Origin of the sequence: Enterobacter sp. RHBSTW-00593, from assembly GCF_013784105.1 — a bacterium.
Classification (GTDB): Bacteria; Pseudomonadota; Gammaproteobacteria; order Enterobacterales; family Enterobacteriaceae; genus Enterobacter; species Enterobacter ludwigii.
Genome location: NZ_CP056393.1, coordinates 4,083,372 through 4,096,473, shown reverse-complemented (window position 1 = coordinate 4,096,473; position 13,102 = coordinate 4,083,372). Strand labels below are relative to the sequence as shown.

General features: G+C 55.1%; 11 protein-coding genes and 1 tRNA gene. 8 read left to right on the top strand and 4 right to left on the bottom strand.

The window, feature by feature from the left end; all coding sequences use genetic code 11:
* The first annotated feature begins 551 nt into the window (after nucleotides 1–551).
* Entirely contained in the window at nucleotides 552–1,079 is a 528-nt protein-coding gene (locus tag HV242_RS19620) for a helix-turn-helix transcriptional regulator (protein WP_044857798.1), read from the top strand.
* A gap of 54 nt (nucleotides 1,080–1,133) precedes the next feature.
* On the opposite strand, the gene HV242_RS19615 is transcribed toward HV242_RS19620, so the two are convergent.
* A tRNA-Phe gene (locus HV242_RS19615) sits at nucleotides 1,134–1,209 on the bottom strand.
* A 95-nt stretch (nucleotides 1,210–1,304) separates the two neighbouring features.
* Nucleotides 1,305–2,018 (bottom strand): DUF554 domain-containing protein, encoded by a 714-nt coding sequence (locus tag HV242_RS19610; RefSeq protein ID WP_025203244.1) that lies wholly within the window; start codon nucleotides 2,016–2,018, stop codon nucleotides 1,305–1,307.
* Nucleotides 2,019–2,273: 255 nt separating this feature from the next.
* On the opposite strand from HV242_RS19610, the gene HV242_RS19605 reads away from it, so the two are divergent.
* Nucleotides 2,274–4,409, top strand: a complete 2,136-nt coding sequence (locus tag HV242_RS19605; protein WP_050737289.1) for an ornithine decarboxylase — start codon at nucleotides 2,274–2,276, stop codon at nucleotides 4,407–4,409.
* Between the two features lie 49 nt (nucleotides 4,410–4,458).
* On the opposite strand, the gene HV242_RS19600 is transcribed toward HV242_RS19605, so the two are convergent.
* Together HV242_RS19600 and HV242_RS19595 are read right to left on the bottom strand one after the other, a co-directional pair.
* Nucleotides 4,459–5,151, bottom strand: coding sequence for a response regulator (locus HV242_RS19600; protein WP_014171591.1), 693 nt, complete (start codon nucleotides 5,149–5,151; stop codon nucleotides 4,459–4,461).
* Entirely contained in the window at nucleotides 5,141–6,766 is a 1,626-nt protein-coding gene (locus tag HV242_RS19595) for an ATP-binding protein (RefSeq protein ID WP_025203246.1), read from the bottom strand. The genes HV242_RS19600 and HV242_RS19595 overlap by 11 nt, the downstream gene beginning before the upstream one ends.
* A gap of 345 nt (nucleotides 6,767–7,111) precedes the next feature.
* On the opposite strand from HV242_RS19595, the gene HV242_RS19590 reads away from it, so the two are divergent.
* From HV242_RS19590 to citF, 6 genes are read left to right on the top strand one after another with little or no spacing between them, the layout of a single operon-like run.
* Nucleotides 7,112–8,473 carry a 2-hydroxycarboxylate transporter family protein gene (locus HV242_RS19590; protein WP_014171589.1) on the top strand — a complete coding sequence of 454 codons (1,362 nt, stop codon included), beginning with the start codon at nucleotides 7,112–7,114 and terminating at the stop codon, nucleotides 8,471–8,473.
* Between the two features lie 17 nt (nucleotides 8,474–8,490).
* Nucleotides 8,491–9,354 carry a fumarylacetoacetate hydrolase family protein gene (locus HV242_RS19585; RefSeq protein ID WP_014171588.1) on the top strand — a complete coding sequence of 288 codons (864 nt, stop codon included), beginning with the start codon at nucleotides 8,491–8,493 and terminating at the stop codon, nucleotides 9,352–9,354.
* 10 nt (nucleotides 9,355–9,364) lie between these two features.
* The gene (gene citC / locus HV242_RS19580) at nucleotides 9,365–10,390 is read left to right on the top strand and encodes a [citrate (pro-3S)-lyase] ligase (protein ID WP_014171587.1); all 1,026 of its coding nucleotides are present in this window, start codon (nucleotides 9,365–9,367) and stop codon (nucleotides 10,388–10,390) included.
* Nucleotides 10,391–10,406: 16 nt separating this feature from the next.
* Nucleotides 10,407–10,700, top strand: coding sequence for a citrate lyase acyl carrier protein (citD, locus tag HV242_RS19575; RefSeq protein WP_020883681.1), 294 nt, complete (start codon nucleotides 10,407–10,409; stop codon nucleotides 10,698–10,700).
* The gene (gene citE, locus HV242_RS19570; RefSeq protein WP_014171585.1) at nucleotides 10,697–11,572 is read left to right on the top strand and encodes a citrate (pro-3S)-lyase subunit beta; all 876 of its coding nucleotides are present in this window, start codon (nucleotides 10,697–10,699) and stop codon (nucleotides 11,570–11,572) included. Before citD ends, citE begins: the two co-directional genes overlap by 4 nt.
* A 10-nt stretch (nucleotides 11,573–11,582) precedes the next feature.
* Nucleotides 11,583–13,100 (top strand): citrate lyase subunit alpha, encoded by a 1,518-nt coding sequence (citF, locus tag HV242_RS19565; RefSeq protein WP_050737288.1) that lies wholly within the window; start codon nucleotides 11,583–11,585, stop codon nucleotides 13,098–13,100.
* Nucleotides 13,101–13,102 lie beyond the last annotated feature (2 nt).

The following is a 13,102-nucleotide window of genomic DNA, read 5'->3' as shown; positions in this document are numbered from 1 at the left end:
TTAAAGGTAATTATGGGTCCTTATGGTCAGGGCTAAGTGGCTGGTAATGTACACCCGATATGTTGGCAGATAAATATGTTGAAAAGCAGGGTGGTTGTTTTGAGATAATTCTGTAATGAGCTATCCTAAGCGATTATTTTGAAATGAGTTTATATTTGTAAGTTTATGATTTTGTTGATTTTTATTTATATTGTGACAAATTTGTTTATATTTTTAATGTGCCTTATTGGTGTGAATTAAAGTACTTTCCGGTGCATGTTTGGGAAGTTTCATGACAAAAATTCTTAATATCCATAAAAGTGACTTTTCTGAGATTGTTTTTTACTTATAATTAATGGCAGCCATTGAATGATAGTCTATGGGAAGACGTATCAATGAATGTGCGAATTGAGGGTCAATCAAAGCCAGAATACATTTATCGTTAATATAAAAGCGCTATAAAACGAAGGCGGACTTCTTTCCGAAGGGTCGTTCTTGCTTTAATCTAAAAGGGATGGTTAGTGGCAACTTCAATAGTGTTAGTGACACAGGATCGCTACCTTGTCAGGGGGATGAGGATATTTTTTCCGGATATAATCCTGCTGGACTCCATTGACAGAAAGATATTTGATAACGGCGCAGATGAATATTCTGTATTGATTGATAGCCGTGCACCGCTGCGTTTATATGATTACCTGATACGCCATCCGGCCAGAACGAAAAAAACAATCTGCTGCGTTATGCTCGATATGCGGCATCGCGAGGAGAATCTGCTCAGCATGAAGTTGTTTATGAACACGTCGCTCACGGCACCCGATATGGCGTCGTTATTCAACCTGGTGCTCAACATGAAGGGCAAACGTCTGACAACAAAGTGGCTGCTGAACTTACGGCTGAGCACGCATGAAGCCATTATGCTGCGGTTGCTCAGGGCTGGCATGGCGATGGAAGAGGTGGCACAGGAACTGAATACGTCGATTAAAAGCCTCTACCGCAAACGGACCGCGCTCTCAGAACGGCTGGGGGCAGAGAACTTCAACGAGGCTTGTTTGTTTATCTTTAAAAATAAACTGCTGGATTCGGATGGGAACGATCCCTAGCTTAGCTTTACCCCAAAAGCAAAAACCCGCCACGAGGGCGGGTTTTCTGAAGAGTGGTGCCCGGACTCGGAATCGAACCAAGGACACGGGGATTTTCAATCCCCTGCTCTACCGACTGAGCTATCCGGGCAACGGGGCGCATTAAACCTGATATGCCCTCTGCCGTCAACGAAATTTGTTGTTTTCGTAACGGACTGCACACTCTCTCACCAGTTCGCCGTAATCTTAAGCAAAAAAGTGCGTCCAGAGCGCGGATAGCGGCATTGCAATCAACAGCGCGGGCAGCATATTCACCACTGCAAACATCTTAATTCCGCATATCCGCAGCCCTGTCGCCAGCAGCAGCAGGCCACCGACGGCGGTGAAGTCGGCCATCATCGCCGGCGTGGTGAGCGGAAGGATCAGTGTGGCGCAGGTAGCGAGGGCCAGCTGGATAAGCAGCATGGGCACGCAAATCGCGGCGACGGCGATGCCGAGGGTCGTGGCGAAAATGGTGGCCGTGAAGAAATCAAGAAACGCCTTCGCAATCAATATGCTGGGGTCGCCAGTCATGCCTTCCTGCATTGAACCGAAAATGCCTGTGCCGCTGGCGCAAAAAAGAATAATTATCGCGACGTAGTTCTGAATAAACGACTCGTGAGTGCCGTTTTTCGCCTTGCCCGGGTGGGCAATCAGGTTTTTGGCTTTGCTGACCGCATTGTTAATACCCTTTTCCAGATAGCAGAACTCGCCAATGAGCGCGCCGAGCAGGGTAGCAAGCACCATCACCGGCAGGTTGGCGCACTTAATCACCAGCAAAATGCCGATACCTAACGAGGCCAGGCCGAATATTGAGGGCATGGAAGAGCGAATACGCTCCGGCAACCGCTGACTTAATACGGCGCCAAGTACGCCGCCCAGCAATACGGCACCGGCATTGATAAAGGGTCCGATAACCACCGTGAACTCCTGTTAGTTAATCATGGGTATTGCAGGATTATGACACGCCAGGGGCCTGTTAAGCTTAGGTTTAGGCGGGTTAACACATACTGATTGCTTCTTGCACCTCAAAATAAAAGGTGACATGATTGCGCGAAATTTCTCCTTCCTGTGTACGGAGCCGCCAATGATGATGTTGTCTGTCGCTGCGCGAACGCTCACCCGTATCGATATTATCTACTCCTGTCTCACCGTTCGGTGAGGGTAACTGCACTTATGAAAACCATGAAAATCGCCGTCAGCCGCGAGCTGGTCTCTACTGTGTCTACGCACCGCGAAAAGGTGACGCTGGATAACACTGATTTTACGGATGTGGCGGCAGTCGTCATTACCCCCACGGAAAGTTGCAGCGGCATTCTGGCATTGCTTAAACGCACGGGCTTTCAGCTTCCGGTGTTTATTTACTCGCAAGAGCCGTCTGACGTTCCTGATGGCGCAACGGCAGTGATATCAGGTAAAGCTCAGGAGTTTCTGGAACTGGAGACGGCGGCCAGCCGGTATGAAGAGAATCTGTTGCCGCCATTTTTTGACACCCTGAGCCAGTACGTGGCGATGGGCAACAGTACTTTTGCCTGTCCGGGACACCAGCACGGTGCATTTTTTAAAAAACACCCTGCGGGACGGCAGTTCTATGAATTCTTCGGTGAGAACGTATTTCGCGCCGATATGTGCAATGCCGATGTGAAACTGGGCGATCTGCTGATCCACGAAGGCTCCGCCAAGCATGCCCAGAAGTTCGCAGCAAAAGTCTTTAATGCTGATAAAACCTACTTTGTGCTGAACGGCACTTCCGCTGCAAATAAGGTGGTCACCAATGCGCTGCTGACCCGCGGCGACCTGGTGCTGTTCGATCGCAACAACCATAAGTCCAACCACCACGGTGCGCTGATCCAGGCGGGTGCTACGCCGGTTTATCTCGAAGCAGCGCGTAACCCGTTTGGTTTTATTGGCGGGATTGACGCGCAGTGTTTTGACGACGCGTACCTGCGAAATCAGATCCGTGAAGTTGCGCCGGAAAAGGCCATGGAGAAACGCCCGTTTCGTCTGGCGATCATTCAGCTTGGCACCTACGATGGCACGATCTACAACGCCCGTCAGGTGATCGACAAGATCGGCCATCTTTGTGACTACATCCTGTTTGATTCGGCCTGGGTGGGCTACGAGCAGTTTATTCCGATGATGGCGGAAACCTCTCCGCTGTTACTGGATCTGAACGAGAACGATCCGGGCATTTTCGTGACGCAGTCGGTGCATAAACAGCAGGCCGGGTTCTCGCAGACTTCGCAGATCCATAAAAAGGATAATCACATTCGCGGCCAGGCGCGTTTCTGTCCGCACAAGCGCCTCAACAATGCGTTCATGCTCCATGCCTCGACCAGTCCGTTCTATCCGCTGTTCGCGGCTCTCGATGTGAACGCGAAAATCCATGAAGGGGAGAGCGGGCGCCGGCTTTGGGCGGAGTGTGTTGAGCTGGGCATTGAGGCCCGCAAGGCGATCATTGCCAACTGCCATATGATCAAACCGTTTATTCCGCCAATGGTGGCCGGGCGTCCGTGGCAGGATCATCCCACACACGCCATCGCCAGCGAGCGCCGCTTCTTCAGCTTTGAGCCGGGGGCTAAATGGCACGGGTTTGAAGGCTATGCCAGCGAGCAGTATTTCGTCGATCCGTGCAAGCTGCTGCTGACCACGCCGGGTATTGATGCGGAAACCGGGGAATATACCGAGTTCGGCATTCCGGCGACCATTCTTGCGCACTACCTGCGTGAAAACGGCATTGTGCCGGAGAAGTGCGATCTCAACTCGATCCTCTTCCTGCTGACGCCTGCCGAAAGCAGTGAGAAGCTGGGGCTGCTGGTGGCGATGCTGGGTCAGTTTGAACAGCATATTGAAGACGATACGCCGCTCGCTGACGTCCTGCCGACCATCTACCAGAAATACCCGGTACGGTATCGCGATTACACCCTTCGCCAGCTCTGCCAGGAGATGCACGATCTCTACGTGAGCTTTGACGTGAAAGATCTGCAGAAGGCAATGTTCCGTAAAGAGAGTTTGCCAGAACGGGCGATGAATCCGCAGGATGCGAATCAGGCGTATATTCGCGGGAAGGTGGAGTTGGTGCGCATCCGTGATGCCGGCGGACGCATTGCCGCCGAGGGCGCGCTGCCGTATCCCCCTGGCGTACTGTGCGTGGTGCCGGGTGAAATCTGGGGTGGGGCGGTACAGCGTTACTTCCTGGCGCTGGAGGAGGGCATCAACCTGCTGCCAGGCTTCTCGCCGGAACTGCAGGGCGTTTACAGCGAAAAGGATCCCGATGGGATTAAGCGACTGTACGGGTATGTATTGTCATAGTCGCCGTCATCCGTAACCCCGGCCCTCTCCCCAAAGAGAGGGTCAGGGCTCACACCGCACTTCTCTTATACATCCTCCGTGGATGCCCAATCTTCCCGTACAACATCTCTACGCTCAGAAACCCCGCCTCCACGCAGTGCTCCAGATAGCGTCGGGTGGTGGTTTTACTTAATCCTGTCTCCTGCACGACCTCGTCGACGGAAAAACAGTGTGTCGCCTTGTCGTTAAACAACGCCTGCACCCGTGCCAGCGTATTCTCCTCAATACCTTTGCTGCCGTTATCCAGACGGTAGTTTTTCGCCTGCAGCTGGTAGAGCGAGTCGACGTTCTGCTGGTCGACAATCTTCCAGACCCGCTGTTGTTCGGCAAACTGCACAAAGCGTTCAAGCGACTGGCTGAGGCGTTTCCAGGAGACCGGCTTCAGGATGTAATCAAAGGCGCCATTCCGGATGGCCTGGCTGCAGGTGTCCATGTCGCTGGCAGCAGTAATGAAAATCACCGAACAGTTGGCGCGGGTGAGCATGGGGTCATTGATCAGTGTGATCCCTTTACCGTCCGGCAGATAGTTATCCAGCAGCATAAGCTGCGGCTGTTTGCTTTCAAGCTGGACCTGGGCGGCAGCGAGAGACGAGGCGATCCCTACCAGCCTCAGGCGCGGATGTTTACCGATAAGTTCCGCGTGCAGTTGCGCCAGTTCGTTCTCGTCTTCAACAATCAATACGTCGATAAGTTCATGTTGCATAGTCGGTATCTTCCAGTTGCTGGGCGGGACGCCGGGCGGGAATAAACAGTGAGAAAATGGCGCCGCGCGGGGTGTTATCGGCAATTTCTATCGCGCCGCCAGCCTGCGTGACATAGCTTTCGATCAGATACAGGCCAATCCCGTGATCGCCGCGTGTTTTGGTGGTGATGCCGCGTTCAAATATCCTGTCACGGATCTCCGGTTTGATGCCAACGCCCTGGTCGGCCACTTCGATAATCAGCTCCTGCTCGCTCAGTTTGATCAGCACTTCGACCGGTGCATGGGGAAGCGGTGAGCGCTGCGTCGCTTCGATGGCGTTATCCAGCAGGTTGCCGATGATTGAGATCAGCTCTTCTTCAGCCAGCGACGGGAACGGCCTGTCCAGCCGGCAGGCCGGGTCAAAACTGAGCTCGACCCCTTTCTCCCGCGCGCGGGCGGCTTTACCCAGCAGTAGGCCACACAGGGTCGGGGAGCTGAAGCGGGAAGAGATAAAGTCCAGCAGCTCCTGAGCGTGTTCCGACTGCGCCTGAATATAGCCAATCGCCTCTTCATAGCGGCCCATGTGCAGCAGGCCGGACAGAGTGGTCATGCGGTTCAACTGCTCATGACGCATGATGCGCAGGTTATCGACATAGCGTTTAACCTGGCTGAGCTGGGCGCTAAGCGAGTCAATTTCATTCCGATCGCGGAAGGTGATCACCCAGCCCTGCAGCGAATCCTCAAGCATGATGCGCACCCGGCTGGCAATCACCGTGAGGGTGTTAAAACGGCAAATTTCATCATGGGTATCTTTCGCCAGCATCGTCTGCGTCGAGAAGAACGGGACAGGGTCGATAACCTGGCTAATCAGCTGCCCGCGCAGTTCACGGGCTGGCTGGCTCAGGCCAAGCAGCTTGCGCGCCGCCTGGTTGATCACCTCGATGCGCAGCTCATCATCAATGGCGATCACCCCTTCATAGATAGACTCCATCATCGCTTTTTGCTGGCGCACCAGCAGGCCGATTTCCCGTGGCTCCAGGGAGAAGATCTGCTTCTTGATACTGCGGGTAAAGAACCAGGAGAAGATAAAGAGCGCAATCAACAGCAGCACGGCGGCCAGCAGGATATTGACCACTTTGCTGACGGTAATGGTATCAAGGTAGCTGGTGAGATAACCCACCGAGACAATCCCCACCACTTGCCCCGCATCGTTGAAGATGGGCGCTTTGCTGCGCAGCGAAATACCCAACCCCCCTTTGCGGATGGTGGTGGTGCTTTTTCCCTGCAGGACCTCCTCATTGTCTCCACCGATAAGCGTCTTGCCCACTCTGTCGGCAAAGACCGAATGAAAAAGATGCAGACCTTTATTATCCCCAATCACAATAAAGCTGGCATCACTGTGAGCGGCAATTTTCTGCATAAAATCATGGATGGCTTTGATATCTTTTTGTTCAACCTCATCACGTAATGAGGGAATAAGTGCGATCTCTTCCGCCTGTATTTTGGCACGTGCACTCATTTCCTGATAAAGCTGCTTGCCGACATCGACGTAATAATATCCTCCCAGTAACGCAAAAAGTACTGAGAAAAAGGCGACCAGCGAAATAAACAGCTTAATCTGAAACGATACTTTCATAACTATCACGCGAGGTAGCAGCAAAGATTGCCAATATATCATCTTTTTTCGCGCGGATACCCGGTTTGCCGAAAACTTGTGATCCCTTGCACAGCAGGCCCTGTAAAAGAATTTTCCGAATAGCCTATGCGCCTGAAGCCGTCTGGAGAAATGTTATTTGATTGTTCGTTTTAGAAAAGAAACCATAAAAACCACGGCAATAAATAAGGCGTAAATCACATTAAATAAAAGAAACCATTAAAACCATAGCTGCCATAAAAACTTCGCTTTTAATATGCCATCCCTCACATAAAGTAAGCCTTTGTGACTCTAAGCTGAACGCACAAAATAACTAAGGGGCTTATTATGAGCACAACTGACGATTCTTTCTCTGTTACCCACGACCCGATTGATATTCAGCGACCATCACTCAAAGAGCGCTGGTGGCATATTATGGATACGTGGAAAATCGGAATTATCCCTCTGCCACTGTTTGTCCTGGCCGGCGCGCTGATTGCCATTGATTGCCTCGGCGGCAAACTGCCCAGCGATATCGTGGTGATGGTCGCCACGCTCGCGTTCTTCGGCTTTGCCTGCGGTGAGTTTGGCAAGCGCCTGCCGATTGTCGGTAAACTCGGCGCGGCGGCGATTTGCGCCACCTTTATTCCTTCGGCACTGGTCTATTACGGTCTGCTGCCGGATGTGGTGGTGGAGTCCACCACGAAGTTCTACAAATCCACCAACATTCTGTATCTCTACATCTGCTGCATCATTGTCGGCAGCATCATGAGCATGAACCGCACCGTGCTGATTCAGGGCTTCCTGCGCATCTTCTTCCCGATGCTGTGCGGCGAAATTGTCGGCATGATTGTTGGCATGGGCGTAGGGATAGCGCTGGGCCTTGAGCCATTCCAGATCTTCTTCTTTATCATTCTGCCGATCATGGCGGGCGGTGTTGGGGAAGGGGCGATTCCACTCTCCATCGGCTATGCCACCCTGCTGCATATGGACCAGGGCGTGGCGCTCGGTCGCGTTCTGCCTATGGTTATGCTCGGCGGTCTGACGGCAATCATCATCTCCGGCTGCCTCAATCAGCTCGGTAAACGTTACCCGCACCTGACCGGCGAAGGCCAGCTGATGCCTAACCGTGCGAATACCGATGAAACCACCGCACAGCCTGCGTTCTCCGGTAAAGCAGACGTCACCACGATCGCTTCTGGCGCACTGCTGGCCGTTCTGCTCTACATGCTGGGGATGCTCGGCCACAAGCTGATTGGCCTGCCTGCGCCGGTTGGCATGCTGTTTATGGCGGTGCTGGTCAAGCTTTGTAATGGTGCTTCTCCACGTCTGCTGGAAGGCTCTCAGGTGGTGTATAAATTCTTCCAGACATCAGTAACTTACCCCATTCTCTTCGCCGTGGGCGTGGCCATTACCCCCTGGCATGAACTGGTCGCCGCATTCACGCTGACCAACCTGCTGGTGATTGTCAGCACCGTCTCCGCGCTGGTGGCGACCGGTTTCTTCGTTGGCAAAAAGATTGGCATGCACCCGATTGATGTCGCCATCGTCTCCTGCTGCCAGAGCGGCCAGGGCGGTACCGGTGACGTGGCGATTCTGACTGCAGGCAACCGTATGAGCCTGATGCCCTTCGCCCAGATTGCTACCCGTATTGGCGGCGCGATTAACGTCTCCATCTCTCTGCTGATACTGGGCAACTTCCTCGTTTAAGTTTTCAGGAAAGAACAATGAAACTCGCAAGCTTTTTATACCAGGGAACACGCAGCTACGGCATCGTTCAGGCCGAAGGTGTGATTGATTTAGGTCGCCGTCTCGGCGACCGCTACAGCGACCTCAAAGCGCTGCTGCAGGGCAACGGGCTGGCCGAGGCCACCCGTTATCTCAACGACGCCGTGGATGTCCCTCTGAATGCCATCACCTTCTTACCGGTGATTGAGCAGCCGGAAAAAATCCTCTGCGTGGGCATGAACTACGCCGACAAACGCAAAGAGTTTGACCAGCACAACCCGGCGCCGACGCTGTTTGTCCGCTTCCCGGATTCGCAGACCGGCCACAACGAACCGGTGCTGAAGCCGCGTCACTCCAGTGAATTCGACTACGAAGGAGAGCTGGCGGTCATCATCGGCAAAGCCGGAGAGAACATCAGCCGTGATGAGGCGTTGCGCCATGTGGCGGGTTACAGCTGCTATATGGACGGCTCCGCCCGCGACTGGCAGCACACCTGGTTTACGGCGGGCAAGAACTGGCGTCAGACCGGAGCGTTTGGCCCGTGGATGGCGACGGCTGATGAGATCCCGGACCCGCACCAGTTGGCGATCCGCACCTGGCTTAACGGCCGTATGGTGCAGGAAGACAACACCAGCAGCATGATCCACAAGGTCGCGGAGCTTATCGAATACATCAGCACCTTTACCCGCCTCAGCCCGGGCGATGTGATCATCACCGGCTCCCCTGGCGGCGTGGGCAAAAAGCGCAACCCGCCGCTGTTCATGAAAGAGGGCGATCGCATTGAGGTGGAGATCGAGCATATCGGTCATCTGAGCAATGTGATCATGGAAGCGCCCGCCACCGGGCTTGCGGCAGCACACTGAGTAAAACGGCATGAACAGTCAACCCACTATTGATTTTCGCCACACCCTTGTGGCGAAACACCCGGAACGCTTAAGCCAGATCCGTTACCTGCTGGCAGACAGCGGCCTTGGCCTGGACAACGACATCACGCTGTTTGTCGAAGCCTGGTCCGGCACGCAGCTGGTGGGTTGTGCCGGGCTTGCCGCTAACGTCATCAAGTGCGTGGCGGTAAACGAGCAGCTTCGTGGGGAGAACCTCAGCGCACGGTTGCTGGCAGAGGTGGAAAATGCGGCGCTGGAGCGCGGCCATTTTCACCTCTTCCTCTGCACCCGTCCGTGCAACAAGGAGCGCTTTGGCCGCAGCGGCTTCTGGCCGATTGCCCAGAGCGGGAACAACGCGGTGCTGATGGAGAACACCCCGCAGGGGATCCAGCGCTACTGTCGCGCGCTCAAGTGTCAGCGCAAGGCCGGGAAGAAGATTGGCGCGATCGTGATGAATGCGAATCCGTTTACCCTCGGCCACCGGCATCTGGTCGAGCAGGCCGCGGGGCAGTGCGATGCGCTGCACCTGTTTGTGGTGCGCGAGGATGCCTCGTTCTTCCCGTTCAGCGCCCGGCTAGAGATGGTACGGGCGGGCGTGGCGCATCTGCCGAACGTGATTGTGCATGAAGGATCGCAGTACATCATCTCCCGCGCCACGTTCCCGGCCTACTTCCTGAAAGAGACCGGCAAAGTACAGCAGGCGTGGAGCGAAATCGATGTGCTGATCTTTCGGGACTTCATCGCCCCGGCGCTGGGTATTACGCATCGCTTTATCGGCTCGGAGCCGTTTTGCGATATCACCCGTCAGTACAACCAGACGCTGCACGACCTGCTGGCCTCGCAGATTGACGTGGTGGAAATGCCGCGCATCAAGGTCACCGGCAACGCTATTTCCGCGTCGGAAGTCCGCCGCTTGCTTAAGACACAGCAGTTTTCCCGGATCCGGGAGATTGTCCCGGACTCCACCTTCGCGCACCTCGAAACGCATTACCGTGCGAGTGCGGAAGTCGCATAACTATCAGGAATTTATCATGAAAATTGTAAGGGAGGCGCTGGCCGGTACGCAGGAGTCCAGCGACCTGATGGTAAAAATTGCCCCCGCTCAGGGTGAGCTGGAAATTATCATCCACAGTGAAGTGATTAAGCAGTTTGGCGAACATATTCGCCAGGTCGTTAACGACACATTGCGCGCCATGAACGTGCACCAGGGATTAATTATTGTTGAAGACAAAGGGGCGCTGGACTGTGTGATTCGCGCCCGCCTGCAAAGCGCGCTCCTGCGCGCGGCCGATGAGCCGACACTCAACTGGGGAGCGCTGAAATGAGCAAACTCCGCCGCAGTATGCTGTTCCTGCCGGGCGCAAACGCCGCCATGCTCTCTACGGCATTTATCTACCGCCCGGACTCCATCATGTTTGACCTTGAAGACGCCGTCGCCCTGCGCGAGAAGGATACCGCGCGCATGCTGGTGTTTCATGCCCTGCAGCACCCGATGTATCAGGATATCGAAACCGTGGTGCGCATTAACCCGCTGAGCACGCCGTTTGGCTTGCTGGATCTGGAAGCCGCCGTGCGGGCAGGGGTGGACGTGATTCGATTGCCGAAAACCGACACCCCGGAGGATATCGATGAGCTGGAAGGGCATCTGGCGCGTATCGAGCGTGAATGCGGGCGCGAGCCGGGCTCGACCCGCGTCATGGCGGCTATTGAATCGGCGATTGGAGTGATTAACGCCGTGGCCATTGCCCGCAGTTCTCCGCGCTTAATTGGGATCGCGCTGGCCGCCTTTGACTATGTGATGGACATGCAGACGGAACGCGGGGATGGCACTGAGCTATTTTATGCCCGCTGTGCCGTGCTGCACGCCGCCCGCGCCGCGGGTATCGACGCTTTCGACGTGGTGTGGTCGGACGTTAACGATGAAGCTGGCTTCCTGCGCGAGGTCGATTTGATCCGCAAGATGGGCTTTAACGGTAAATCGCTGATTAACCCACGTCAGATTGATCTGTTACATAACGCCTATGCCCCAACCCAGCAGGAAGTGGATCACGCGAAACGGGTGATTGAAGCGGCAGAAGAGGGGGAGCGTAACGGCCTGGGCGTCGTGTCGCTCAACGGCAAAATGGTCGATGCCCCTATTATTAACCACGCGCAGATGGTGCTGGAACGCGCGGCGGCCTCCGGCGTGCGTCGTTAAGGATTACACAATGAATCAGACAGAACTTCTCCATGTGAATTTCCCCCATCTGCGGGACTTAAAACCGTTTGATACCGCCCACAGCGCAACGCCATGGCTGAACAGCCCTGACGAAAAACACACCCGTAAGCTCTGTGCTTCGGTCGAAGAGGCGGTGTTACGCAGCGGGTTACAGGACGGGATGACCGTCTCCTTCCACCACGCGTTTCGCGAAGGCGACCGGGTGATCAATACCGTCGTGGCACTGCTTGCGCGTATGGGCTTTAAAAACCTGACGCTGGCTTCCAGCTCGCTGATGACCTGTAACGACGCGCTGATCGAACACATCGAAAGCGGCGTTATCACCCGGATTTACACCTCCGGTATGCGGGGCAAGCTGGCGGACGCTATCTCACACGGGTTGATGGCCGAGCCGGTACAAATTCACTCCCACGGCGGGCGCGTGAAGCTGTTGCAGGACGGCGAACTGAATATCGACGTGGCGTTTCTTGGCGTGCCGTGCAGCGATGAATTTGGCAACGCCAACGGCACGCACGGGAAATCGTGCTGCGGCTCGCTTGGCTATGCAATGGTGGATGCGCATTTCGCCCGCAAGGTGGTGCTGCTGACCGAAGCGCTGGTGCCGTTCCCGAATATGCCCGCCAGCCTGGTGCAGGATCAGGTGGATTACATTGTGCAGGTGGAGAGCGTGGGTGACCCGGCGAAAATCAGCGTCGGTGCGGCTCGCGTGACCAGTAATCCGCGTGAGCTGATGATTGCCCGCTACGCGGCGGATGTGATTGAACATTCAGGCTATTTCAAACCCGGTTTTTCCATGCAGACCGGCTCCGGTGCGGCGGCTACCGCCTGTACCCGCTTTATGGAGGAGAAAATGGAGCGCAGCGGCGTGAAGGCGCGCTTCGCGCTCGGGGGCATTACCGGCAGCCTGGTGGATCTGCACGAGAAAGGCCTGATCGAAAAGCTGCTCGATACCCAGTGTTTCGACGGCCAGGCCGCGGCCTCGCTGGCACGAAATCCGAATCATGTGGAGATCTCCACCAACGTTTATGCCAACCCCGGCAGCAAGGCAGCAAGCTGCGACCAGCTTGATGTGGTGATCCTCAGCGCCCTGGAAATTGACGTCGATTTTAACGTCAATGTTATTACCGGCTCTGACGGCGTAATGCGTGGGGCATCCGGCGGACATTGTGATGTGGCCGCGGCGGCGAACCTGACCATCGTAGTCGCCCCCCTGCTGCGTAGCCGTATTCCAACCGTCGTGAAGCGGGTGACCACCCGGCTGACGCCCGGGGAGAGCATCGACGTGCTGGTTACCGATCACGGCATCGCGGTTAACCCGGCACGCCCGGAAATCCGCGAACGACTGCTTGCCGCAGGTCTCAACGTTGTCGATATCAACGCGCTTTTCGAGCGGGCGATATCACTGACCGGCGTACCAAAACCCATTGAGTTTACCGACAAAATCGTCGGTGTGATCCGCTACCGCGACGGCAGCGTCATCGACACCGTTCGACAGGTGAAGGAGTAATG

Coding starts and splice junctions, on each gene's coding strand:
- HV242_RS19620 (WP_044857798.1), top strand. CDS start 552: ATGAGGATATTTTTTCCGGATATAATCCTGCTGGACTCCATTGACAGA.
- HV242_RS19605 (WP_050737289.1), top strand. CDS start 2,274: ATGAAAACCATGAAAATCGCCGTCAGCCGCGAGCTGGTCTCTACTGTG.
- HV242_RS19600 (WP_014171591.1), bottom strand. CDS start 5,151: ATGCAACATGAACTTATCGACGTATTGATTGTTGAAGACGAGAACGAA.
- HV242_RS19595 (WP_025203246.1), bottom strand. CDS start 6,766: ATGAAAGTATCGTTTCAGATTAAGCTGTTTATTTCGCTGGTCGCCTTT.
- HV242_RS19590 (WP_014171589.1), top strand. CDS start 7,112: ATGAGCACAACTGACGATTCTTTCTCTGTTACCCACGACCCGATTGAT.
- HV242_RS19585 (WP_014171588.1), top strand. CDS start 8,491: ATGAAACTCGCAAGCTTTTTATACCAGGGAACACGCAGCTACGGCATC.
- citC (WP_014171587.1), top strand. CDS start 9,365: ATGAACAGTCAACCCACTATTGATTTTCGCCACACCCTTGTGGCGAAA.
- citD (WP_020883681.1), top strand. CDS start 10,407: ATGAAAATTGTAAGGGAGGCGCTGGCCGGTACGCAGGAGTCCAGCGAC.
- citE (WP_014171585.1), top strand. CDS start 10,697: ATGAGCAAACTCCGCCGCAGTATGCTGTTCCTGCCGGGCGCAAACGCC.
- citF (WP_050737288.1), top strand. CDS start 11,583: ATGAATCAGACAGAACTTCTCCATGTGAATTTCCCCCATCTGCGGGAC.